Annotated in this window: 24 protein-coding genes; 4 read left to right on the top strand and 20 right to left on the bottom strand. The window is 70.7% G+C overall.

Going from position 1 to position 21,426, the window contains the following annotated elements; translation table 11 throughout:
- The first annotated feature begins 224 nt into the window (after nt 1-224).
- A complete protein-coding gene (locus R2N01_RS04870; RefSeq protein WP_316669022.1) occupies nt 225-779 on the top strand; it encodes a hypothetical protein in 555 nt (184 codons plus the stop codon).
- Between the two features lie 49 nt (nt 780-828).
- Here R2N01_RS04870 and R2N01_RS04865 read toward each other — a convergent pair whose 3' ends face one another.
- From R2N01_RS04865 to R2N01_RS04845, 5 genes are all read right to left on the bottom strand, one after another.
- Entirely contained in the window at nt 829-1,635 is an 807-nt protein-coding gene (locus R2N01_RS04865; protein WP_316669020.1) for an ECF transporter S component, read from the bottom strand.
- Nucleotides 1,632-3,236 carry an ATP-binding cassette domain-containing protein gene (locus R2N01_RS04860; RefSeq protein ID WP_316669018.1) on the bottom strand — a complete coding sequence of 535 codons (1,605 nt, stop codon included), beginning with the start codon at nt 3,234-3,236 and terminating at the stop codon, nt 1,632-1,634. Before R2N01_RS04860 ends, R2N01_RS04865 begins: the two co-directional genes overlap by 4 nt.
- A complete protein-coding gene (locus tag R2N01_RS04855; protein WP_316669015.1) occupies nt 3,233-4,471 on the bottom strand; it encodes an energy-coupling factor transporter transmembrane protein EcfT in 1,239 nt (412 codons plus the stop codon). Before R2N01_RS04855 ends, R2N01_RS04860 begins: the two co-directional genes overlap by 4 nt.
- A gap of 106 nt (nt 4,472-4,577) precedes the next feature.
- Nucleotides 4,578-6,167: a hypothetical protein gene (locus tag R2N01_RS04850; RefSeq protein ID WP_316669012.1), complete on the bottom strand. Its 1,590-nt coding sequence runs from the start codon at nt 6,165-6,167 to the stop codon at nt 4,578-4,580.
- Nucleotides 6,137-7,009, bottom strand: coding sequence for an ABC transporter ATP-binding protein (locus R2N01_RS04845; protein ID WP_399553237.1), 873 nt, complete (start codon nt 7,007-7,009; stop codon nt 6,137-6,139). Before R2N01_RS04845 ends, R2N01_RS04850 begins: the two co-directional genes overlap by 31 nt.
- A 242-nt stretch (nt 7,010-7,251) precedes the next feature.
- Between R2N01_RS04845 and R2N01_RS04840 the strand changes: the two genes are divergently transcribed.
- Both R2N01_RS04840 and R2N01_RS04835 read left to right on the top strand, forming a co-directional pair.
- Complete coding sequence (locus R2N01_RS04840; protein WP_316669008.1) at nt 7,252-7,860, top strand: superoxide dismutase; 609 nt, start codon at nt 7,252-7,254, stop codon at nt 7,858-7,860.
- A gap of 271 nt (nt 7,861-8,131) precedes the next feature.
- Nucleotides 8,132-9,247, top strand: a complete 1,116-nt coding sequence (locus R2N01_RS04835) for a transglycosylase family protein (protein WP_316669007.1) — start codon at nt 8,132-8,134, stop codon at nt 9,245-9,247.
- 237 nt (nt 9,248-9,484) lie between these two features.
- Here R2N01_RS04835 and rplQ read toward each other — a convergent pair whose 3' ends face one another.
- From rplQ to infA, 7 genes are all read right to left on the bottom strand, one after another.
- A complete protein-coding gene (gene rplQ / locus R2N01_RS04830) occupies nt 9,485-10,027 on the bottom strand; it encodes a 50S ribosomal protein L17 (RefSeq protein ID WP_316669005.1) in 543 nt (180 codons plus the stop codon).
- 42 nt (nt 10,028-10,069) lie between these two features.
- On the bottom strand, nt 10,070-11,092 hold the full coding sequence (locus tag R2N01_RS04825; protein WP_316669003.1) for a DNA-directed RNA polymerase subunit alpha: 1,023 nt from the start codon (nt 11,090-11,092) through the stop codon (nt 10,070-10,072).
- Nucleotides 11,093-11,248: 156 nt separating this feature from the next.
- Nucleotides 11,249-11,854 (bottom strand): 30S ribosomal protein S4, encoded by a 606-nt coding sequence (rpsD, locus tag R2N01_RS04820; protein ID WP_316669001.1) that lies wholly within the window; start codon nt 11,852-11,854, stop codon nt 11,249-11,251.
- A 31-nt stretch (nt 11,855-11,885) separates the two neighbouring features.
- On the bottom strand, nt 11,886-12,293 hold the full coding sequence (gene rpsK / locus R2N01_RS04815; protein ID WP_316668999.1) for a 30S ribosomal protein S11: 408 nt from the start codon (nt 12,291-12,293) through the stop codon (nt 11,886-11,888).
- A 45-nt stretch (nt 12,294-12,338) separates the two neighbouring features.
- Entirely contained in the window at nt 12,339-12,713 is a 375-nt protein-coding gene (gene rpsM / locus R2N01_RS04810; protein WP_316668997.1) for a 30S ribosomal protein S13, read from the bottom strand.
- 208 nt (nt 12,714-12,921) lie between these two features.
- Nucleotides 12,922-13,035, bottom strand: a complete 114-nt coding sequence (gene rpmJ, locus R2N01_RS04805; RefSeq protein WP_016667967.1) for a 50S ribosomal protein L36 — start codon at nt 13,033-13,035, stop codon at nt 12,922-12,924.
- Between the two features lie 61 nt (nt 13,036-13,096).
- A complete protein-coding gene (gene infA, locus R2N01_RS04800; RefSeq protein WP_316668990.1) occupies nt 13,097-13,318 on the bottom strand; it encodes a translation initiation factor IF-1 in 222 nt (73 codons plus the stop codon).
- A 322-nt stretch (nt 13,319-13,640) separates the two neighbouring features.
- Here infA and R2N01_RS04795 point away from each other — a divergent pair, with 322 nt between their 5' ends.
- Nucleotides 13,641-13,928 carry a YciI family protein gene (locus R2N01_RS04795; RefSeq protein WP_316668988.1) on the top strand — a complete coding sequence of 96 codons (288 nt, stop codon included), beginning with the start codon at nt 13,641-13,643 and terminating at the stop codon, nt 13,926-13,928.
- Nucleotides 13,929-13,973: 45 nt separating this feature from the next.
- Here R2N01_RS04795 and R2N01_RS04790 read toward each other — a convergent pair whose 3' ends face one another.
- From R2N01_RS04790 to R2N01_RS04755, 8 genes are all read right to left on the bottom strand, one after another.
- Nucleotides 13,974-14,924, bottom strand: coding sequence for a cation diffusion facilitator family transporter (locus tag R2N01_RS04790; RefSeq protein WP_316668986.1), 951 nt, complete (start codon nt 14,922-14,924; stop codon nt 13,974-13,976).
- A 159-nt stretch (nt 14,925-15,083) separates the two neighbouring features.
- The gene (locus R2N01_RS04785; RefSeq protein WP_316668984.1) at nt 15,084-15,449 is read right to left on the bottom strand and encodes a DUF1707 domain-containing protein; all 366 of its coding nucleotides are present in this window, start codon (nt 15,447-15,449) and stop codon (nt 15,084-15,086) included.
- A gap of 66 nt (nt 15,450-15,515) precedes the next feature.
- Complete coding sequence (gene map, locus R2N01_RS04780) at nt 15,516-16,352, bottom strand: type I methionyl aminopeptidase (RefSeq protein WP_316668982.1); 837 nt, start codon at nt 16,350-16,352, stop codon at nt 15,516-15,518.
- Nucleotide 16,353: 1 nt separating this feature from the next.
- Nucleotides 16,354-16,926, bottom strand: a complete 573-nt coding sequence (locus tag R2N01_RS04775; RefSeq protein WP_316668980.1) for an adenylate kinase — start codon at nt 16,924-16,926, stop codon at nt 16,354-16,356.
- On the bottom strand, nt 16,923-18,236 hold the full coding sequence (gene secY, locus R2N01_RS04770) for a preprotein translocase subunit SecY (protein WP_316668977.1): 1,314 nt from the start codon (nt 18,234-18,236) through the stop codon (nt 16,923-16,925). The genes R2N01_RS04775 and secY overlap by 4 nt, the downstream gene beginning before the upstream one ends.
- A gap of 151 nt (nt 18,237-18,387) precedes the next feature.
- On the bottom strand, nt 18,388-19,038 hold the full coding sequence (locus R2N01_RS04765; protein WP_316668975.1) for an MBL fold metallo-hydrolase: 651 nt from the start codon (nt 19,036-19,038) through the stop codon (nt 18,388-18,390).
- Nucleotides 19,039-19,083: 45 nt separating this feature from the next.
- Nucleotides 19,084-20,466: a class II 3-deoxy-7-phosphoheptulonate synthase gene (locus R2N01_RS04760; RefSeq protein WP_399553236.1), complete on the bottom strand. Its 1,383-nt coding sequence runs from the start codon at nt 20,464-20,466 to the stop codon at nt 19,084-19,086.
- A gap of 51 nt (nt 20,467-20,517) precedes the next feature.
- On the bottom strand, nt 20,518-21,426 hold a 909-nt coding region (locus R2N01_RS04755), incomplete at its 5' end, for a lysophospholipid acyltransferase family protein (protein WP_316668973.1).

Here is a 21,426-nt window from a genome sequence, read left to right as displayed (position 1 = left end):
GCCCGGACCGTGAGACCGTACCGGGCCCCGTCGGGCCTCGGCCCGCCGACGACCGAGGCGCCCGGACCGGTCCGGCGGACCGGCCCTGCAGGCTCCTCGAAACCGGAGGCGAGCCCGGCGGGCGCCCCCACGCCCCGAACCGTAGAATCGGAGTCAGGAAGACGCCGTCGTCCGGAAACCGCGCGCGGACAGTGATCCGCCGCTCCCCAGGGAAAGGACCGCACATGTCCATCGGCAAGAAGACAGCCGCCGCCACGATGAGCCTCATCGCCGCAGTCTCGCTCGCCGGCTGTTCCGGTTCCTCGTCCGACTCGTCGTCTTCGGGCCCGGCGAGCGCCTATTCGACCGTCGAGGACTGCACCGGTGCCGGCCAGGTATGGCTGGTCGTCTCGAACGACGAGGGCGAGGTCATGGCCAACCAGTGCGTCGGCACTCCCGAGAACGGCACCGCCGCCCTCGAGGCCGCCGGCCTGTCGATCGGCCGTGACAGCAGCAGCCAGTTCATCTGCCAGATCGGCGACTACCCGGCCGAGTGCCCGGCCACCTACGACAAGTACTGGAACTACTACCACGCCGAGCCCGCGGGCACCTGGTTCTACTCCCAGGAGGGCGCCGACGCCTACAAGCCCGAGGCCGGCTGGATCGAGGGCTGGTGCTACGGCTCCACCTGCACGCCCGAGGGCGTCGAGGGCGATGCGGCCCCGAAGACCGACACCTCCGTGCCCGCCACGGGCGATGCGAGCCAGACCCCGTCGGCGGCCGAGTCCTCCGCCGCCTGACCGACGAACCGGGGTCGGCCCCGCCGAAGGGGGCTCGGGGCGCCTGCGCTCAGGCGGGCCCGCCGGCCTCCTCGAAGAAGGCCTTCCGGTCGGCCCTGCGCAGGACCCTCAGCGCGCCCGGCCCGATCAGGATGATCGCCACCGCATTGGTGACGGCGCGCCCGGTGTTCCAGCCCATGCCGGTGGCCAGCTCGAACAGGGCGAAGGCGCGCAGATTGCGGCCGAGGTCTGCCCCCGCGTCCCAGCTCAGCCCTGTGCCGGCGCCCACGTTGTAGGGCCAGAAGGCGAAGTCCATGAGCGCGCCGTAGAGGATCGCGCTGACGATGCCCCAGCCGCATAGCATGAGGATCTCGCCGGCTCCGCGGATCCTCCTGGGCAGGACGCCGGCGACGAGCCCGACGTAGGCGCAGCACAGGGCCTGATACGGCAGCCACGGGCCGACGCCGCCGACGAGCAGGGCCGAGACGAGCATCACCAGCGCACCCATGATGAAGCCGAAGCCGGCCCCGAAGACGCGCGCGCCCAGGATGACGAGGAAGAAGACCAGGTCGATGCCCGCGGTGCCCGCACTGAGCGGGCGCAGGACGGCGTCGACGGCGGTCAGGACCCCCAGCATGGCCAGGGCCTTCACGTCGACGGCGCCGCTGGACAGCTCGACGAGGACCAGGGCCAGGACCACCGGCAGCACCAGGGCGAAGACGAAGGGCGCCCGCCCGGAGAAGGCGTCGGCGCCGCCGGCCGGTACGACGAGCGGCCAGCAGAAGGTGGCCAGCCCGATGACGCTGGCCGCGATGAGTGCGACCCGCGAGCGCCACTCGACCGCGACGGCGCTCCCGGCGCGGCCCGTCGGGCTCATGGAGGCGCCCCGTTCCCGCGGGCCCAGTCGACGTCGCCCAGGGTGAGGACCGGGCGGGGCGCCAGGACGCGGGCCAGCTGCGGGGCGAAACCCGGCGAGGCCGTGCAGACCTCGCGGGTGGGCCCGTCGGCGACGATCTGGGCGTCGGCCATCATGATCGTCCGGTCGCTGACGGCCGCGGCGAACTCCACGTCGTGGGTGCTGACGAGCACGGTCGCCCCGTCGGCGGCCAGGGCGCGCAGTGTGGCGCACAACCGGTGCTTGACCTCGTAGTCGAGACCGCGGGTGGGCTCGTCGAGCAGCAGCACCCCGGGGCCGGCCGCCAGCTGGATCGCCAGGACCAGACCGAGGCGCTGGCCCTCCGACAGGTCGTGCGGGTCCGCGTCCATCGCCAGGTTCATGCCGAACCGCTCGACCAGCGCCCTGGTCGTGCCGGGGGCGACGCCGGCGTCCCCGTCGGATCGGGCGCACTCGGCTGCGACGGTCGGCAGGTAGAGCAGGTCGGCGGCGGTCTGGGGCACGAGTGCGACGATCCTGCGGGCCGCCCTGGCGCTGAGGCGGCGCGGATCGGCGCCGGCCACCTCCAGTCCGCCGGTGCTGCGCCGTCCGCCCTGAAGCGCCCACAGCAGGGTCGACTTGCCGGCGCCGTTGCGCCCCATGAGGGCGGTGACCTGGCCGGCTCCGAGTTCGAGGCTCACCCCCTCGACAGCGGCGATGGGCCCGTACGAGACGCTCAGGCCCCGGGTGCGCACGGTGGTCTCCCCCGCCGGCACAGGCTCGTGCTCGATGACGCGCGGCGCGAGCCGGTCGCGCCCCACCCAGCGGCGGGCCTCGCGCACCGACAGCGGCACCCGGGTCCAGCCGACGGCGCGGGCGAGCTCGGCGAGCGGCGGGACGACGTCCGCGCGGGCGAGCACATCGCTCGCCGGTCCCAGTTCGGCGCCCCCGTCCCCGGGCAGCCACAGCATCCCGTCGACCTGCTTCATGACGCGTTCGAGCCTGTGCTCGGCCAGCACGACGGTGAGCCCCGCATCCCAGACGAGGGCGCCGACGGCGGCCAGCACATCGCTCGCAGCGGTCGGGTCGAGCGCCGAGGTGGGCTCGTCCAGGACCAGCACCTGCGGCTGGGCGGCGAGCACGGCCGCGATGGCGACGCGCTGCTGCTGGCCGCCGGAGAGGCTGCGCAGACTGCGGCGGCGCAGCTCGGCGATGCCCATCGTGTCGAGGGTCTCCTCGACGCGCTTGCGCATCGCGTCCGGGGCCACGCCGAGCTGCTCCATGCCGTAGGCGATCTCCTCCTCGACGACGTCGGTGACGAAGCCGGCGAGCGGATCCTGGCCGACGAAGCCGACCAGGTCCGCCATGTCGCGGGCGGCATGGTCGGCGGTGGAGCGCCCGGCGACCATGACGGTGCCGCTCATGCGGCCCCCGGTGAAGCGCGGGACGAGGCCATTGATCGCACCGAGCAGCGTCGACTTCCCGGTGCCCGTGCGACCGACCACCAGGACCAGGTCGCCCTCGTCGATGCTCAGGCTCACGTCGGACAGGACGGGCTCCGACCGCCCGGGATAGCTCACCGACAGCCGGTCCAGGTCGATCATGGCTCATCACCTCGTGGGCGGAGCCGTTCGGCGCCGCTGTCCTGCCCATCGGCGTCGATCCGCCCGGCACGGGCCCGCTCGTCGGTCCAGGAGACCCAGTCGGACAGGCGCGGCGGTGCGGGCACCAGGACGGCCGGGGCCGCCAGGGCGATCCCGACCGGCACGAAGAGCGGGTGGAGAGCGGGCAGTGCCAACGGCGGCATGGACACGTTCAGCGCCTCGGGGGCCAGGGCACCGGCCAGGGCCGTCGCCGCCACGGCCGCCGCTCCACAGGCCAGGACCGTCCACTCGGGCGAGGACCAGCCGTCCGGACGGTAACGGGTGACCCGGAGCCCCCGGCCGGCCCGGCGCAGGGCCGCCCACGAGGCCAGCAGGCCGGCCGCCAGCAGAGCGCCCCACAGCGCCCCGGACCGGCCGCCGCCGAGCATGAGGAAGGCCCCCAGGCCCAGGCAGACCAGGCCCGCCAGCCCGAGCAGGGCGCCGAGCGGGGATCCGCCGCCCGCCCTCGTCCGCCCGAAGCCTCGCGACTCCATGCTGCGGGCCAGGCACATGGCCCGTTCGACGGAGTCCTCGAGGACCGGGACGACGACCGCCACCAGGGATCGGACGCCCCTGCCCGCCCCGCCGCGCAGGCGCTGGGCGCGGCGCACGCGGGCGAGCGATTCGACCATCTGGGGTGCGACGGCCAACGCGATCACGACGGACACCGAGATCTCGTACAGGGCGGCCGGGACGCTGCGCAGCGCCCGGCGCGGGTTGGCCAGGGTGTTGGCGGCGCCGACGCACAGGAGCATGGTGGCCAGCCTCATCGCGTCGAAGCAGGTCATGAGCAGTGGTTCGAGGTAGATCCGGCCGCCGATGCGCATGCCGGCGGCCCATGCCGGCAGCGACAGCCGGGGCAGGCGCCACAGGAGTGTGCCGGACTGGGCGGCGTTGAAGAGGAGCGCGAAGAAGATGCGCATGACCAGGACGAAACCGGCCAGCGACAGGTAGACGCCCAGCGACCGGGCCCACGGCTCGTCGCTGCGGCGGCGCAGCACCGTGACGAGCACGGCGGCGCACACGAGCCCGATGAGCCAGGGATTGGTGGTCAGGCTGGCTGCCACGGCTGCGCAGACCGCCCATGCCCACCAGGCCCAGGGGTGCAGGGTGCGGCCGGCGAGTCGGGCACCGCCCGGCAGAGGGGCGTCGGAGCCGGCCCCGGGTCTGCGCCCGGCCCTGGTCCTGTTCGCCACTGGTCCCCCCGTCCGCGCCCGCCGCGCGCGGACGGGGTCGCGCACCGGCGGGCACGAACGAGGTTACAACGCCCCGGCGGCCCCGTGCAGTCGCAGCCGGCCGGTTTCAGGCGGTGCGCTCCTCGACCCTGGCGAGGATCTCGGGCCAGTGCCCGTCCAGGCGCCGCCCGGCCAGGGCGATGCCGCCCCGGCAGACGCCGGCGCCGACGACCAGGCCCAGTGCCAGTCCCAACCAGCCCAGCCACGGCATGCCCGTGCCGGCCAGGACGAACAGGACCAGGAGCGGCGCGGCGCAGATCACCGGGGCCCCCATGGCGAGCATCGAGCCGACGAAGCCCGTCGCGGTGCTGCCGGTGTTGCGGACGAAGATGCCCGAGTCCGGCGGCGGCATGGGCTGCTGCCACATCGCGTCCACCCAGACGCCGGCGCCCAGGGCGACGAGCCAGGGGCCGACGCACAGACCGACGAGCCCGGGCGCGCTGCCCGCACCCGACCAGATGAGCGCCACGACGATCCCGGCGAGCAGGATGGGGGCGCTGAACAGCGCCACGACGGCCGAGCGCGCCGCCCGGTCGTATCCGGCCGGCACCTGCGACAGCGCCATGATCCACAGCGCCGAGCCGTCGTAGCTGAGCCCCCAGGCCGAGACCGTCGAGGTCATGACGGCGCACATGAGCGGCATCATCACGAGCATTCTGCGCTCCCCGCCGGCCAGGGCCGGGACGAGCATGAGGAACGGCACGGTGATCAGGCCGAGCAGCTGCATGAACCGGCGCGAGTCGCGGCGCCAGTAGCGCAGTTCGCGGCCCATGAGCGCGCCCATGACCCCATCGGGCAGCAGGCGATCCAGCCGGGAGCCCCTGACCCGTACGACGTCGCCGGAACCGGCGGTCGGGCTGACGAGCGCCCGCTCGACGAGACGCGCCCAGCACCGGGCCAGGACGGCGATGAGGGCCAGCGAGGCCAGCAGATGGGCCACCAGGGGTCCCCACGCCCCCTGCTGCCCGTCCCAGGCCAGCGACCAGCACCAGCCGAACGGGGTCCACCGGGCGATCCGTCCGGCCGTGGTGATGCCGGCCAGGAGCTCCGGACCCGGTAGCGCGTCGGTCGTCAGGTCGTACGGGACGAGCTGGATGACGATGCCCGCCGCCAGGATCCCGAGTACGAGGACGACGCTCAGCGCCTCGCGCACCCGGCGCCTGCGCAGTACGGCGCCGAGCCCGGCCAGGACGACGCGCACCGACAGGACGCAGGTGGCCAGGCCCAGGAGCAGCGAGAGGACCGCCAGCGCCACGGGCAGCGCCTGGGTGCGCCAGGCCAGGACCACCAGCAGCCCCACGACGGTCAGGATCACGGATCCGGGACCGGCCAGGGCGGCGGCGAACATGGCGGGGGCCAGTTCGCGCCCGCGGCGGGGCATGAGGGCGAAACGGGCGGGGTCGAGCAGGCTCGAGTCGCCGCCGAAGACGGCCAGCAGCGGCCAGCCGAGCGTGACGACGGCCATGGTCAGCGTCAGGGCCGGCCCGCGCACGTACGCGGCCTCGCCGGAGCCCAGTGCGGTGGCTCCTGCGCAGAGTCCGACCAGCAGGCCGAGCACGTAGACCAGCGCGATCGCCGAGGCCACGATGCGCCCGGTCGTCGCGGTGAGTCCGCGCCAGGCCAGTTTCAGTTGGAGCCGAACGAAGTATCCAGCCACGGCAGCTCACCCCCGCCCACCCGGTGGACGCCGACGAGCCGCAGGAAGCGCTGCTGCAGCGGCATGCCGGCGCGGACGTCCCCGATGGCGCCGGCCGCCAGGATGCGGCCGCCGGCCATGACCGCCACGGAGTCGCACAGCGTCTCGACGAGCTCCATGACATGGCTCGACATGACAACGGTTCCCCCGCTCGCCGTGTAGCGGTGCAGGATCTGGCGGATCGTCTCGCCCGAGACCGGGTCGACGGACTCGAAGGGCTCGTCCAGCACGAGCAGGCGCGGGTTGTGGATGAGGGCGGCGGCCAGGCCGATCTTCTTGGTCATGCCGGCCGAGTAGTCGCAGACCATCTGGTCGCGGTCACCGCCCCGGCCGCGCGTGCCGCCCAGCGGCGCGCCACGCTCGTGGGCGGTGGCGACGTCGAGGCGGTGCATGCGGGCCACGAACTCGAGCAGCTCGCGCCCGCTCAACCGGTCGAAGGTGCGCAGTCCGTCGGGCAGGACGCCCATGAGGGCCTTGGCCGCTGGGGGATCGGCCCAGACGTCGTGCCCGGCGACGGCCACGCGCCCCTGGTCGGGGCGCAGCAGGCCGGTCGCCATCGACAGCGCCGTCGTCTTGCCCGCGCCGTTCGGGCCGACCAGGCCGAACAGGGAGCCGGCGGAAACGTCCAGGTCGATGCCGGCGACGGCGCACTTGCCGCCGAAGAACTTGACGAGCCCGCGGATCGACAGGGCAACCCGGGCACCCGTCGGGACCGGTTCCGGCCCGGGTCGAGGGCGGGCCGGGTCCTGGCCGAGGGGACCGGCACCCGACCGTGCCGGGTGACGGGGACTGCCCTGGGGCATCGGCATGGTGCTCATGCGCACATTCTCCCCCTTGTCGGAGGCGGGCGCGCAGCCGTTCCAGGGCGGAGCCGGGCAACGGGGCGGGCCCCCGCCCCCGCAGGGGCCGGCGCCGTTCGCCATGAACCGTTCCCGGCTTCCGGCCAGGAGCGGGCGGGAATAGCGCGAGCCGGCCGGACGTTCTCATGGGCGATAGCCGCCACAGCCCTTCGCGCACCGGGCGCAGAAGGGCGGAATGAGGAGACATGGCCGTTTACACGCTTCCGGAACTGCCCTACGACTACTCCGCTCTGGAGCCCTACATCTCGGGCGAGATCATGGAGTTGCACCACGACAAGCACCATCAGGCCTACGTCGATGGCGCCAATACGGCCCTCGACAAGCTGGCCGAGGCGCGCGAGACGGGCGACTTCGGCGCCATCAACAAGCTGGAGAAGGATCTGGCCTTCAACCTCGGCGGCCACGTCAATCACTCCGTCTTCTGGCAGAACATGGCCCCCAGGGGCTCCGGCCCCCAGGCCCCCGCCGGCGAGCTCGCCGAGGCCATCACCGAGTTCTTCGGCTCCTTCGACGCGATGAAGGCCCAGTTCACGGCCGCCGCCACCGGCATCCAGGGCTCCGGCTGGGCCTCGCTGGTCTGGGATCCGCTGGGCAGGCGCATCCAGACCCTGCAGTTCTACGACCACCAGAACAACCTGCCGGCCGGCGCCACCCCGATCCTCCAGCTCGACATGTGGGAGCACGCCTTCTACCTGCAGTACAGGAACGTCAAGGGCGACTACGTCAAAAACTGGTGGAACGTCGTCAACTGGGACGACGTCTCCGGGCGTTTCCTGGCCGCCAAGAACGCCTGAGCCGGACCGGAGAAGATTCTCTCAGGAAACCCGAGGCAACCGTCCTTCCGCCGCAGGGGCTCCCCGCACCGCGCGGGGAGCCCCTTTCCGCGCTCTGGCCAGCGCATTCACCGGCCACCCCGGGACCGACGCAGGTCCACCCGGCATCGGGCGGCATGCGCACCCAATTTCCATGTTTCTCAGTCCTGTCTTAGACTGAGGTTGTTCACCGGCGCCCCTCCCCGCGCCGGCGTTTGAAGGACCACTCCCCAGTTCACAGGAGTCTGAACGCGTGAAGAAGACATGGACCGCCCCGGTCGCCACCTGCGTCGGAGCGGCGACGCTGTTCACCAGCGGTTTCAGCATCGCGCTGGCCAACAACGACGTCGAGTTGACGGTCGACGGCCAGACCACTGAGGCCCATCAGCTCGGCGGCACGGTTGCCGATCTGCTCAACGCCCACAACATCACACTCGGCGATCACGACGTCGTCAGTCCCGCGCCCGAGACCAGGATCACCGACGGCCAGCGGGTCTCGGTGAACTTCGGCCGACAGGTCAATGCCACCATCGATGGCGCCGGGAACTCGCTGTGGACCACCTCCACCAGTCTTGATGACGTACTCGACTCACTCGGTGTGGCCGATGACGCCCGCGTCTCGATCGACCGCAATACCCGCATCGAGCGCGAGGGCATCACGATCACCGTGGTGACCCCCAAGCACGTCACGCTGGTCGCCGACGGGCAGGAGCGCACGATGGTCTCCACCGATGAGACCGTCGCCGACCTGCTGGCCTCCAACGGCATCTCCCTCGGCGAGAGGGACCGTGTGAGCGCCGATGCGAACACGCCCCTCACCGAGGGCATGCGCATCCAGGTCCAGCGCGTCACCGTCCAGAACGTCAAGACGACCGAGACGATCGCCCACGGAACCAAGAGGACCGAGGACGACACCCTCGACTCCGGGACCGAGAAGGTGACGAAGCAGGGCAGGGACGGCTCCAAGGACGTCGAGTACGAGGTCGTCATGGTGGACGGCGTCGAGGAGAGCCGCAGCACAAGGTCCGAGAAGGTCACCTCCGAGCCGGTGACCGAGGAGGTCGCGGTCGGCACCAAGTCCGGTTCGGGCGGCGGCAGCAGCACCGGCTCCACCGACGGCCTCGACCTGTCGAACGCCGACATGTGGGATCGCATCGCCGCCTGCGAGTCCACCGGGAACTGGTCGATCAACACGGGCAACGGCTACTACGGCGGCCTGCAGTTCGACAACCAGACCTGGCTCGGCGCCGGGGGCGGCCAGTACGCCTCCCGCGCCGATCTGGCCACCCGCGAACAGCAGATCACCATCGCCAACAGGATCTACGCCCAGCGCGGTCTGTCGCCGTGGGGCTGCGCCTCCGCCGCCTGACCCGGCGTTCGCATTCTTCTCCGGCGAAGGGGCCCCGTCCGGTTGCGGGCGGGGCCCCTTCGCCCGGCGTCGGTCCTCTCCACCCGTCCCGGTCCCCCGATCGCGAACACCGAAGAGCCGTCCCCGGAATCGGGAGGGAACCACGGGTGAACGTGCAGGATCCGTTGACGCATCGATCCCGGCAGCCCCTGCGGACCACCGGGATCGATGATGACGAGAGTCGAACGGGCCCGGGAGTCACTCCCCGTCGGCGGTGTCCTCCGGCTCGGCGGCCTCGTCAGCGCCACCAGCGTCCCCGGACCCTGCGGCCCCGCCGTCGGCAGTGGGCTCCCCGACTTCGTCCGCTGGCCCGACGGCCTCAGCCGTCCCGGCAACGGCGGCCTCGTCCGTCGTCCCGGAGGCTCCCGGGGCCTTGGAGGCGACCGGCTCGGTGATGATCTCGATGACGGCCATCGGGGCGTTGTCGCCCTTGCGGTTGCCGATCCTCGTGATGCGGGTGTAACCGCCCTCACGGCCTTCGAGCACCGGGGCGATGTCATCGAAGAGGTGGCGCAGCACGTCCTTGTCGCGAATCGTCCTGGCGGCGAGGCGACGGTTGTGCAGGTCGCCGCGCTTGGCCTTGGTGATCAGCGTCTCGGCCAGGGGCTGCACCCGGCGGGCGCGGGTCACCGTGGTGGTGATGCGGCCGTGCTCGAACAACTGGCTGGCCAGATTGGCCAGGATGATCCGCTGGTGGGACGCGCTACCGCCGAGGCGGGGACCCTTCGTGGGCTTGGGCATTTTCAAATCTCCAAATCATGTGGCGCGCACGAGGCGCACAGCTCAGTACTGTTCCGTCTCGGCGTAGTCGGCGCCGTCGTCTTCTTCGTCCTCATAGCGATCCGCGGCGGCCAGCGGGTCGAAGCCTGGAGCGCTGTCCTTGAGGGACAGACCCAGTTCGGCCAGCTTGTCCTTGACCTCGTCGATCGACTTCGAACCGAAGTTGCGGATGTCGAGCAGGTCCTGCTCGGAGCGGCTGACCAGCTCGCCCACGGTGTGGATGCCCTCGCGCTTGAGGCAGTTGTACGAGCGCACCGACAGATGCAGATCGTCGACCGGCAGGGCCAGATCAGCGGCCAGCTGCTCGTCGACCGGGCTCGGGCCCATCTCGACGCCCTCGGCCTCGACGTTGAGCTCGCGGAACAGACCGAAGAGCTCGACAAGGGTCTTTCCGGCGGAGGCCACGGCATCGCGCGGACGGATACTGGGCTTGGTCTCCACATCGACAATGAGGCGGTCGAAGTCAGTGCGCGTCTCGACGCGCGTGGCCTCGACCTTGTAGCTCACCTTCAACACGGGCGAGTAGAGCGAGTCGACGGGGATCCGCCCGATCTCGGCGTCGGGATCGTTGTTCAGGGCGTTGGACACGTAGCCGCGGCCCCGCTCGACGACGAGTTCCATTTCGACGGAGCCGTTGTCGGACAGGGTCGCGATGTGCAGCTCGGGGTTGTGGACCTCGACGCCGGCCGGAGCCGCGATGTCGGCGGCGGTGACCTCGCCGGCACCTGACTTGCGCAGGTACATGGCGACCGGCTCGTCCTCCTCGCTCGAGAGCACCAGGCCCTTGAGGTTGAGGATGATCTCGGTGACGTCCTCGACGACGCCCGGCAGCGTGGAGAACTCGTGCTGGTTGCCCTCGATCTTGATCGACGTGATCGACGCGCCGGGGATCGAGCTGAGCAGCGTACGGCGCAGCGAGTTGCCGAGCGTGTAGCCGAAGCCGGGCTCGAGGGGCTCGATGACGAATCGCGAACGGAAGTCGCTGACGGCCTCTTCCGACAGGGTCGGACGCTGTGCGATGAGCATTCTTTGTCCCTTTCCGCCCCGACCGCTATATGACGAGGCGATAACGGGCTGCGGGGACCTCCTCGCAACCCCGGTCGGAGACGCGGGGACCGCCCCGCCCCTCCGCTGAAGAAGACGACTCCCCCGCGCCGACGGAACGGCGCGGGAAGTGGCCGATTACTTCGAGTAGAGCTCGACGATTGCCTGCTCGTTGACGTCCACGACGATCTGGTCGCGCGTGGGCAGCTGATGCACGAGGGCGCGCATCCTGTTGGGCTTCACGGTGAGCCAGGCGGGCACGTCGCGCTCGCCGAAGGTCTCACGGGCGATGACGAAGGGGGCCATCTGCTGGCTCTTCGGTCGCACGTCGACGATGTCGAGGGCGCTCACGCGGAAGCTGGGGACGTTCACCTTCCTTCCGTTGACGAGGAGGTGGCCGTGGCTCACCATCTGACGGGCCTGGCGGCGCGTGGAGGCGAAGCCGGCGCGGTACACGACGTTGTCGAGGCGGGACTCGAGGATCTGCAGCAGCAGGTCACCGGTCTTGCCCTGGCGGCGCGAGGCCTCCTCGTAATAGTGGCGGAACTGCTTCTCGAGCACGCCGTAGGCGAAACGCGCCTTCTGCTTCTCGCGCAGCTGAAGGGAGTACTCCGAGTCCTTCGTACGACCGCGCCCATGGACGCCGGGGGCGTAGGGGCGGCGCTCGAAGGCCTTGTCGTTGCCGACCAGATCCACCCCGAGGCGACGGGACTTCTTGGTCATGGGGCCGGTGTAACGGGCCATTGTCGATCAGTCCTTTTCTGCTTGGTCGGGTTCAGACGCGGCGGCGCTTCGGGGGACGGCAGCCGTTGTGCGGCACCGGGGTGACATCGGAGATCGTGCCGACCTCCAGGCCGACGGCGCCGAGCGAGCGGATGGCGGTCTCGCGGCCGGAGCCGGGGCCCTTGACGAAGACGTCGATGCGCTTCATGCCATGGTCCATGGCACGACGACCAGCGGCCTCGGCCGCCATCTGCGCGGCGAACGGGGTCGACTTGCGAGAGCCCCTGAAGCCGACGGTGCCGGCGGAGGCCCATGCGATCACGGCACCGCTGGCATCGGTGATGGCGATGATCGTGTTGTTGAACGTGCTCTTGATGTGGGCCTGGCCGGCGACCACGTTCTTCTTCTCCTTGCGCCGCACCTTGGTCCTCGCGGCGGCCTTACGGGCTGCAGTAGCCATGAGTTCTTAGTCTCCTGGAATCCTTGTTCCGCGTCGCCCGGGGGCTCAGCGGGCCTTCTTCTTGCCGGCGACGGCCTTCTTGCGGCCCTTGCGGGTACGGGCGTTGGTACGGGTGCGCTGGCCGCGCACGGGCAGGCCCGCGCGGTGACGGCGGCCCTGGTAGGTGCCGATCTCGATCTTGCGGCGGATGTCGGCGGCAACAGCACGGCGAAGATCGCCCTCGACCTCGTAGTTGGCGTCGATGAAATCGCGGAGGGCGACGAGCTGCTCGTCGGTCAGGTCCCTCACGCGGACGTCCGGACTGACACCGGTGGCTTCCAGGATTTTCCCGGCACGGGTCCTGCCGATGCCGTAGATGTAGGTGAGTGCGACCTCAAGGCGCTTCTCGCGCGGCAGGTCGACACCTTCGAGGCGTGCCATCAGGCGGTACCTTTCAGTTTCTCGGTCGATTCCGTACGACCGCGAAGGTTGTGGCGTGAGGCGTTCCCGTGCCCGGGACGAGCGGGTCTCGGGCGGGCCCCGGCCTTCGTCCGGGGGCTCGACCGGGCTGAGCCCGGCCCTGCTCTCACGTTGGTCGCCGCCGCAGGTTCCCGCGGCGGTTGTTCAGTTGTCGTGCAGAACCGGGTTCTCAGCCCTGACGCTGTTTGTGGCGCGGGTTGGTGCAGATCACCCGGACGACACCGCGGCGGCGGATCACCTTGCAGTTGTCGCAGATCTTCTTGACGCTCGGCTGAACCTTCATCGAGCCTCTCCTTGGCTGGGCCGCGGGGCACGGCGCCCTGCGGTCGTGAGTGGTGGTGTGATTACTTGTGGCGGTAGACGATGCGTCCGCGCGTCAGGTCGTAGGGGGAGAGCTCCACGACGACACGGTCCTGGGGCAGGATGCGGATGTAGTGCTGCCGCATCTTCCCGCTGATCGTCGACAGCACCCTGTGGCCGTTGTCCAGCTCAACACGGAACATCGCATTGGGCAGGGCCTCCACGACTGTGCCCTCGAGCTCGAGGGCCCCCTCTTTCTTGGCCATTGACTCTCAATCTCTTGGTCGAACGCTTGTTGGACGTGTCCGTGGGCCGGAGCCGCGAGACGCCGGCATGCGAGCATGCGGACATCACCGGACACAGAGAACCGAGGGTCAATACTACGCCACGAGTGCCTGGTCCCCAAATCCGCCCGGGCCCCGCCGATCACCGGGACCGCCGGACGAACAGGGCGGCGCGGACTCCAGCGCCCCCGGGCGGGCCCGATTCCCGCTTGCGCAGGGTTCAGCGCCGGAGCCCGGCCGCACCGGCGGCGCCATGATCTGCTTTGCTTGGATGCATCCGGTCGACGCATCCCGAGGAGCAGTGATGTCCTTCTTCATCATCAACTACACCTACGATCCGGCCAAGGACGCCGACGCCGTGCGCCCGGCCCATCGCGCCTATCTGCGCGAGCTGTTCGCCGCCGGCTCCCTCAAGGCGGCCGGCCCTCTGCTGGGCACCGACCCGGTACGCGCGCTGCTCATCGTCGAGACGCCCGACGAGGCTGCGGCCGCAGCGCTGAGCGATGCCGATCCGATGCTCACCGAGGGCATCGTCCTGGAGCGCAGCATCATCGAGTGGAACCCGGTCACCGGCGTCTTCGCCCAGGCCTGAGAGTCTGGGCCGCCCGTGGCCCTGCCCGGGCTCCGGGCGGGCGGCCTACAGCTGGCTGGAGTTGCGCTCGTGTTCCCTGTGGCGGGCCGGCTCGAGCTGGATGGTCGAATGGCCGATGTCGAAGTGCTCGGCCAGGCACTCGTCGAGCTGGTCGAGTATCCGGTTGGCGTGCGAGTTGGTGAAGCACTCGTCCGCGACGACGACGTGCGCGCTCACCGCGGTGACGCCCGACGTGACGGTCCACGCGTGCAGATCGTGGGCGGCCTGCACATGATCGACCTCGAGCAGATGCTCCCGGACCCTGTCGAGGTCGAGATCGGCGGGGGCCGCCTCCATGAGCACACGCACGGCCTTGACGGTGATCGGCACACCGGCCCTCACCATGAGGGCCACGACGACCAGGGAGGCGATCGCGTCGGCCCGCGTCCAGTCGGTGAGGCGGATGACGATGCCCGCGACGAGAGTGCCGATGAAGCCGAACAGGTCGGTGAGGATGTGCTGATAGGCGCCCTCGACGTTCAGGCTCGTCCTGTTCGCCGCCGCGATGAGACGCACGTCGACGACGTTCACGACCATGCCGGCCAGGGCCACGACGATGACCGGTACCGCGTCCACCTCGGGCGGGCTGACCAGGCGGCGGATGGCCTCGACGAGCACGATGGCCGCCACCACCAGGAGGCTCACGCCGTTGACCATGGCCGAGAGGATCTCGGCGCGGCGCCAGCCGAAGGTCATCGGCCCCTTGGGCGGGCGGGCGGCCAGACCGGCGGCCCACAGGGCGATGGCGATCGAGGCCGCATCGGTGAGCATGTGACCGGCATCGGACAGCAGGGCCAGCGAGCCGGTCGCCAGGGCGACGAGGACCTCGGTCAGCATGAAGGCCAGCAGGAGGGCGAGCGCTCCCCACAGGGGGCCACGGCGGGTGCCGGCGGTGACGGTCACACCATGGTCGCGGCCCTGGCGCCCGGGGGCATCATGGGCGTGGTCGTGCTGCATGAGGGTCTCCTGTTCGATCCGCCTGGGACCTACCTTAGGGGTGCCTCAGCTCATGAATCCAGACCGGAGAAGCTTCGGATCGCCGACCGTCTCGACGGGATCATGTCCCCCGGTCAGCACGGCTGGGAGAAACTGCTAACGATCCTCGGTCCGGGGCGCTCAGAGAAGAATCATCAGCAGCAGCACGACGACCGCCAGAACGGCCGCCCCGATGCCGAGGCCGAGCCCCAGCGAGGCCCTCGCAACGGAGGTTCCGCCGGGCCCGGCCGAGGGGTCGTTGACCTGTCCGGGGGCGAGGGCGACGTCGTTGACGGCTCCGGCGGGATCCCCGAAGCGGTACTGGACGGGCAGTCGCCCGCTCACCCTGGCGAGCTCGGCCCTGTCATCCGCGCTGAACAGCTGGTCCTGGAGTTCGTGGTAGTCGACCAGGTCGAGCCGGCCGTCGGCATAGGCCCTGCCGAGCAGCTCGTTGAGCCGGGCCCGGTCCTGCTCGAACTGCTCCTTCGGCACAGGGCTGTTCGTCATGGCTCAAGCCTATGCGGAACGGCCCGGCCCCGCGGCCCGCTGGTCCTGTCGAAGAGCCCGTCCGGTTCAGTCGAGCCCGGCGAAGGGCACGCCGAGTTCTGCGAGGCGCCCGCGGCCGCCGTCGGGCTCGGTGAGCACCCACAGGCCGTCGGGCATGACGGCCACCGTGTTCTCCCAGTGCGCAGCGCGCGAGGAGTCGCGGGTCACGACGGTCCAGCCGTCGTCGAGTTCGACGACGTCCTCGCCGCCGAGGGTCACCATGGGTTCGACACACAGGCACATGCCGGCCACGATGCGCGGGCCCCTGTGCGGGCGTCCCGCGTTCGGCACGTCCGGCGGCTGGTGCATGGCGGTGCCGATGCCGTGGCCGGTGTAGCCGCGCAGGATGCCGTAGGAGAGACCATGCGAACCGACCGACGACTCGACCCCGTGCGAGACGTCGCCGACGCGGGCGCCGGCCCGGATCCTGGCGATGCCGTCCCACATGGCCCGGCGGGTCGCCTCGGAGAGCGCCCGGGAGGCCTCGTCGACCTCGCCGACCTCGAAGGTGCGCGCGGCGTCGCCGTGCCAGCCCTCGACGACGGCGCCGAAGTCGATGGAGACGATGTCGCCGGCGGCCAGGACCCGTTCGCCGGGGATGCCGTGGACGACGACCTCGTTGACGCTGATGCAGGCCACCCCCGGATAGGGCGGGTAGCCCCAGTCGGCGCCGTAGTCGAGGAAGTTGCTCGTGGCGCCGTGCTCGGCCAGCACCTCGCGGCCGATCCGGTCGAGTTCGGCCGTCGTGACTCCGGGCTCGGCGGCAGCGCCCATCGCCTCGAGCCCGGCGGCCGTCACCAGTCCGGCCCTGCGCATGAGACGGATCTGGCCGGGGCTCTTGACCTCGATGCGTTCGCGCAGCACGTCAGGCCACGAAGGCGTCGACGGCCGCGACGATACGGGCGCCGACCTCCTCGACGGTGCCGTTGCCGTCGACCCTGACGAGCAGGCCGCGCCCCTCGTAGGCGTCCAGCAGGGGCCGGGTGGACTCGAGATAGACGTCCATGCGGTGGCGGATGGTCCCCTCGTCGTCGTCGGCGCGGCCCTCCACCTCGGCGCGCCCGAGCAGCCGGACGATGAGATCCTCGGGGTCGACGTCGAGGCAGATCACGGCGTCGAGTCCGACCGAATGGTCGGCCAGGTACTTCTCGAGGGCCTCGACCTGGTGCAGGGTGCGGGGGAAGCCGTCGAGCAGCCAGCCGGCGGCGGCATCGTCCCGGTCGAGGCGATCGGCGACGATCCGCTCGGTGAGCTCGTCGGGCACGTAGTCGCCAGCGGCCATGATGGCACTGACCCGTCTGCCGAGCTCCGTGCCCTGCCTGACGTTGGCGCGGAAGATGTCGCCGGTGGAGATGGCCGGGATGCCGTAGTGCTCTGCGATGCCGACGGCCTGCGTGCCCTTGCCCGCGCCCGGGGCGCCCATGATCAGCAGCCTCATGTGAGGAACCCTTCGTAGTTGTGCTGGTGGAGCTGGGACTCCACCTGTTTCATGGTGTCCAGACCGACGCCGACCATGATGAGCAGACTCGTGCCGCCGAACGGGAAGTTCTGGTCGGCGTTGAGCAGGATGATGGCCAGCGACGGGATGAGCGAGATGATCGCCAGGTACAGGGAGCCGGGGGCCGTCAGCCGGCTCAGAACGTACGACAGGTAGTTCTCGGTGGGCTTGCCGGCCCGGATGCCCGGGATGAAGCCGCCGTACTTGCGCATGTTGTCGCTGATCTCGACCGGGTCGAAGGTGATCGCCACGTAGAAGTAGGTGAAGAAGATGATCAGCAGCAGGTAGACGACGTTGTAGATGAGGCTGTCGCCGGTGCCGGCCAGATTCGTGGCGATCCACTCCGAGACCCTCCCGGTAGGACGGAAGACCGTGTAGAGCGAGGGCAGGTACAGGATCGATGAGGCGAAGATGACCGGGATGACGCCCGCCTGGTTGACCTTCAGCGGGATGTAGGTGCTGGAGCCGCCCATGAGGCGGTTGCCGACCATGCGCTTGGCGTACTGCACCGGGATGCGGCGCTGGGCCTGCTCGACGAAGACCACGCCCGCCATGACCAGGAGGCCGACGGCGACGACGATGATCATGAGCAGCCAGCCCTGATTGCCCGGGTGAGCGGTGCGGATGGCCCACATCGAGCTCGGGAAGCGGGCGGCGATCTGGGTGAAGATGAGGATCGACATGCCGTTGCCGATGCCGCGGTCGGTGATGAGCTCGCCCAGCCACATGATGAGCGAGGTGCCGGCGGTCATGGTGAGGATCATGACGACGATGGAGAAGACGCCCCTGTCGTAGACGACGGCCTGGCTGCAGGAGCTGTACAGCTGGCCCGACACGGCCAGCATCGTGAAGCTGGTGGCCTGCAGGACGGCGAGGACGATCGTGACCCAGCGGGTGTACTTGGTGATCGTCTCCTGGCCGGTGGAGCCCTCCTGCTTGAGGTTCTCCAGGTGCGGGATGACGACGGTCAGCAGCTGCAGGATGATCGATGCGGTGATGTACGGCATGATGCCGAGCGCGAAGACCGACAGGTGCAGCAGGGCGCCGCCGCTGAACAGGTTGATCATCGCGTAGGCGCCCGCCGTGTCGCCGGTGGTGGCGTCGGCTGCGCACTGCTGGATCGCGGAGATGTTCACATTGGGAGTGGGGACGGAGGCCCCGAGCCTGAAGATCACCAGGATCATCAGGGTGAACAGGATCTTCTTGCGCAGGTCCGATGACCGGAACGCGTTGAGGAAAGCCGAAATCACAACTGCACTCCCTGTTGGTGGACTGCCCGCCCAGTGCCGAGAGCGCCGGGAGGCCATGGCGCAACCAGGACAGCGTACCCCGTCGGTCGAGGCCCGGTGAATCCCCGCCGCTCCCGGACCGACCCGGTCGGCCGCGGGCGCCCCGTCCGGCTCACCGGACGGCGGGCGCGGTCCAGGGCCACCCGCTGCCGAGCGGGACGAACTCGCCGGCTCCCATGAGGGCGACCCGTTCGGCCAGCAGCGCGAAACCCCGATCGTTGAGCAGGCCGTCATGGATCGGGATGACGAAGCGGGCGCCGACCGCGCGGACGAAGTCGATCGTCTCGGAGACCTTGCCCCACGGGGCCATCAGCGGCACGGCCAGCACGTCGACGCCCTCGGGCACGGTGTCGATCTCGTCGCCGGGGTGGAAGAGCACGGGCTCGCCGGGGCCGTCGATGATCAGGCCGACGTTGCCGACGCGCGGGATCTCGGGATGGATCACCGCGTGCCTGCCGCCGACGGCGGCCACGGTGCAGTCCCCCACGGCGACCCGTTCCCCGGCGCCCAGGGCCACACCCCCGATCGCCGGGAAGTCCTCGAGGACGCCGGCCTCGGCGTACACGGGCAGGCCGGGGCGGTCGGCGATGAACTGCGGGAAACGCGCCGGATCGACGTGATCGGGGTGGCGGTGGGTGATGAACACGGCGTCCGGCCCGTCCAGGTCGGTCCAGCCCTCGGAGTAGTTGCCCGGATCGATCAGGATGCGGGCCCGGCCCGCCTCGACGAGAAGACATGAGTGACCGAAGCGCGTGATCTGCATGGCACCACTATGCCGCCAAGGGCGCCCGTGCGCGAGGGCGGGCGCTCACTCGTACCAGTCGGGCACAGGCTCGGCCGGGGCGTACTTGGCGCGGTAGGCGTTGAGGCGCTCGGCGATCATGAACGCCATCTCGAGGCTCTGGTTGCGGTTCAGGCGCGGATCGCAGGTGGTCTCGTAGCGTTCGGCCAGATCCGACTCGGACAGCTGGAAGGCGCCGCCCAGGCACTCGGTGACGTCGTCGCCGGTGAGTTCCATGTGGACGCCGCCGGGCCAGGTGCCCAACTGCTCGTGGACGTCGAAGAAGCCGTTGAGCTCGGCCACGACGGCCGCGTACTCGCGGGTCTTGAAGCCCTTGGGCGTCTCGAAGGTGTTGCCGTGCATCGGATCGCACACCCAGGCCACCTTGCGCCCGGAGGCCTCCACCCCCTCGACGATGGCCGGCAGCCTGTCGCGGACCGCGTCGGCCCCCATGCGGGTGATGAAGGTGATGCGGCCGGGGACGCGGTCCGGGTCGAGGCGATCGGCGATGGCCAGGGCGTCGGCAGCGGTCGCCGTCGGCCCGAGCTTGATGCCCAGCGGGTTGTGCACATGGCTGAGCAGTTCCGCCTGGGCGCCGTCGGGGTGGCGCGTGCGCTCGCCGACCCAGACCATGTGGCCGGAGGTGTCGTAGGGCAGCGCGCTGCGCGAGTCGATGCGGGTCATCGCGTACTCGTAATCGAGCAGCAGAGCCTCATGGCTGGCGTAGAAGTCGACGGTGCGCATGGTCCCGGCGTCGACGCCGCAGGCGGTCATGAACCCCAGGGCGCGCTGGATCTCGTCGGCGATGCGCTCGTAGCTGTCCTCGACGTGGGAGTCCTTGACGAAGCTGGCGTTCCAGGCGTGCAGCCGGCGCAGGTCCGCGAAGCCGCCCTTGACGAAGGCGCGCACTAGGTTGAGCGTGGCCGCCGAGGCGTTGTACATGCCGATCAGGCGCTGCGGATCATGCCGGCGGGCCTCCTCGGTGAAGGCGAAGCCGTTCACGGCGTCGCCGCGGTAGACCGGCAGGGTCACCCCGTCACGGGTCTCGGTGTCCTTGCTGCGGGGCTTGGCGTACTGGCCGGCCAGACGACCGATCTTCACGACCGGCACCTGCGCGGCGTAGGTGAGCACGACGCTCATCGCCAGGAGGACGCGCAACTTGGCCTTGATCGGATTGGCCTGAAGGCCCTCGAAGGTCTCGGCGCAGTCCCCGCCCTGCAGGATGAACGCCTTGCCGTCGGCGGCCCTGGCAATGCGCTCGCGCAGATCGTCGCACTCGCCGGCGAACACCAGCGGGGGCAGGTGCAGTAGCTCGTTGACGACGCGGGCGGCCTCGGCTTCGTCGTAGTGGGGCTGCTGCACCTGGGGCATGGCGTGCAGATCGTTCAGCGAGGGAATCAGTTCGGGCACCTTCACAAGGATAATGCCGGACCGGCCCACGGCCTTCCGGGGACCTCCGGCTCAGCGCCTCGCGCGGCCCCGGCCCTCGTTCCGGCCCGTTCGAGCGCGGGCCTGCGCCTCGGCGGCCGCGCGGGCCAGGTCCTGCTCGTCGCGTTCGCGCAGCATCTCGCGGCGTTCGGCCTCGGCGCGGCGCACCTGCGAGGCGGTCGGGTACTCGTTGGCCCTCGCCCACGCGTTCTGCCTGCGGGCCGCGGCCGCGAGCTCCTTGGCCTGGGCGGGCGTGGTGTCGGTGTAGGCCCGGCCGGTGAGGGCGGCGATCGCGCCCATGATCTCATCGGTGACACCGCGCAGCAGCACGCCGTCGAGGGCGTAGCTGAGCGCCGGGATCTCCCAGAAGCGCGAGAAGTCCAGGGGGACGCCGATGATCACCTTCGGGCCGAAGACGCGCCGCGTGACGGGCTTGAGCGGCCGGGGGCCGACCGCGGCCGGGACGATGCCGACGGGTACGACCGGAGCCCTTGCGGTCAGCGCCAGCCAGGCCACATCGGTGCCGCCGCGGTGGATGTCGCCGTCGGGGCTGGGAGCGCCCTCGGGGAAGACGAGGACCAGCCCGCCGTCGGCGAGCTCCCCGGCGGCGTCCCCGCCCTGCTCCGGGTCATCGATGGGGACGCGCCTGCCCGGCAGGCGACCGGCCGAGTCCGCGGCCAGGTGGACCGGGCGGTCGAGCGCCGCGCGGAGACGGGCGAAGTCGCCGGCCCAGACGTGGTTGGCGGCGAGAACCGCGCCGCCCGCGGGCAGGTTCTCAAGACCCTCTGCGTGCACCGACAGGGCCTGCTGGGTGCTCCTGGCGGCACGGCGGGTCCAGCCCCAGACGGCGCGGACACGGCCCGGCCTGGGCACCTGCTCGACCCGGGTCAGCTCGTCCGGGGTCGGCTGGCTCGACGGGGAGTCCGGGCTCTCGGCCGGCCC

Source organism: uncultured Propionibacterium sp. (assembly GCF_963539965.1).
In the GTDB taxonomy this organism is placed as follows: Bacteria; Actinomycetota; Actinomycetes; order Propionibacteriales; family Propionibacteriaceae; genus Propionibacterium.
Note: the sequence above shows the minus strand (reverse complement) of the source record. Positions and strands in the feature narration are given on the sequence as shown.

Coding starts and splice junctions, on each gene's coding strand:
- R2N01_RS04870 (WP_316669022.1), top strand. CDS start 225: ATGTCCATCGGCAAGAAGACAGCCGCCGCCACGATGAGCCTCATCGCC.
- R2N01_RS04865 (WP_316669020.1), bottom strand. CDS start 1,635: ATGAGCCCGACGGGCCGCGCCGGGAGCGCCGTCGCGGTCGAGTGGCGC.
- R2N01_RS04860 (WP_316669018.1), bottom strand. CDS start 3,236: ATGATCGACCTGGACCGGCTGTCGGTGAGCTATCCCGGGCGGTCGGAG.
- R2N01_RS04845 (WP_399553237.1), bottom strand. CDS start 7,009: ATGCCCCAGGGCAGTCCCCGTCACCCGGCACGGTCGGGTGCCGGTCCC.
- R2N01_RS04840 (WP_316669008.1), top strand. CDS start 7,252: ATGGCCGTTTACACGCTTCCGGAACTGCCCTACGACTACTCCGCTCTG.
- rplQ (WP_316669005.1), bottom strand. CDS start 10,027: ATGCCCAAGCCCACGAAGGGTCCCCGCCTCGGCGGTAGCGCGTCCCAC.
- R2N01_RS04825 (WP_316669003.1), bottom strand. CDS start 11,092: ATGCTCATCGCACAGCGTCCGACCCTGTCGGAAGAGGCCGTCAGCGAC.
- rpsD (WP_316669001.1), bottom strand. CDS start 11,854: ATGGCCCGTTACACCGGCCCCATGACCAAGAAGTCCCGTCGCCTCGGG.
- rpsK (WP_316668999.1), bottom strand. CDS start 12,293: ATGGCTACTGCAGCCCGTAAGGCCGCCGCGAGGACCAAGGTGCGGCGC.
- rpsM (WP_316668997.1), bottom strand. CDS start 12,713: ATGGCACGCCTCGAAGGTGTCGACCTGCCGCGCGAGAAGCGCCTTGAG.
- rpmJ (WP_016667967.1), bottom strand. CDS start 13,035: ATGAAGGTTCAGCCGAGCGTCAAGAAGATCTGCGACAACTGCAAGGTG.
- infA (WP_316668990.1), bottom strand. CDS start 13,318: ATGGCCAAGAAAGAGGGGGCCCTCGAGCTCGAGGGCACAGTCGTGGAG.
- R2N01_RS04795 (WP_316668988.1), top strand. CDS start 13,641: ATGTCCTTCTTCATCATCAACTACACCTACGATCCGGCCAAGGACGCC.
- R2N01_RS04790 (WP_316668986.1), bottom strand. CDS start 14,924: ATGCAGCACGACCACGCCCATGATGCCCCCGGGCGCCAGGGCCGCGAC.
- R2N01_RS04785 (WP_316668984.1), bottom strand. CDS start 15,449: ATGACGAACAGCCCTGTGCCGAAGGAGCAGTTCGAGCAGGACCGGGCC.
- R2N01_RS04775 (WP_316668980.1), bottom strand. CDS start 16,926: ATGAGGCTGCTGATCATGGGCGCCCCGGGCGCGGGCAAGGGCACGCAG.
- R2N01_RS04765 (WP_316668975.1), bottom strand. CDS start 19,038: ATGCAGATCACGCGCTTCGGTCACTCATGTCTTCTCGTCGAGGCGGGC.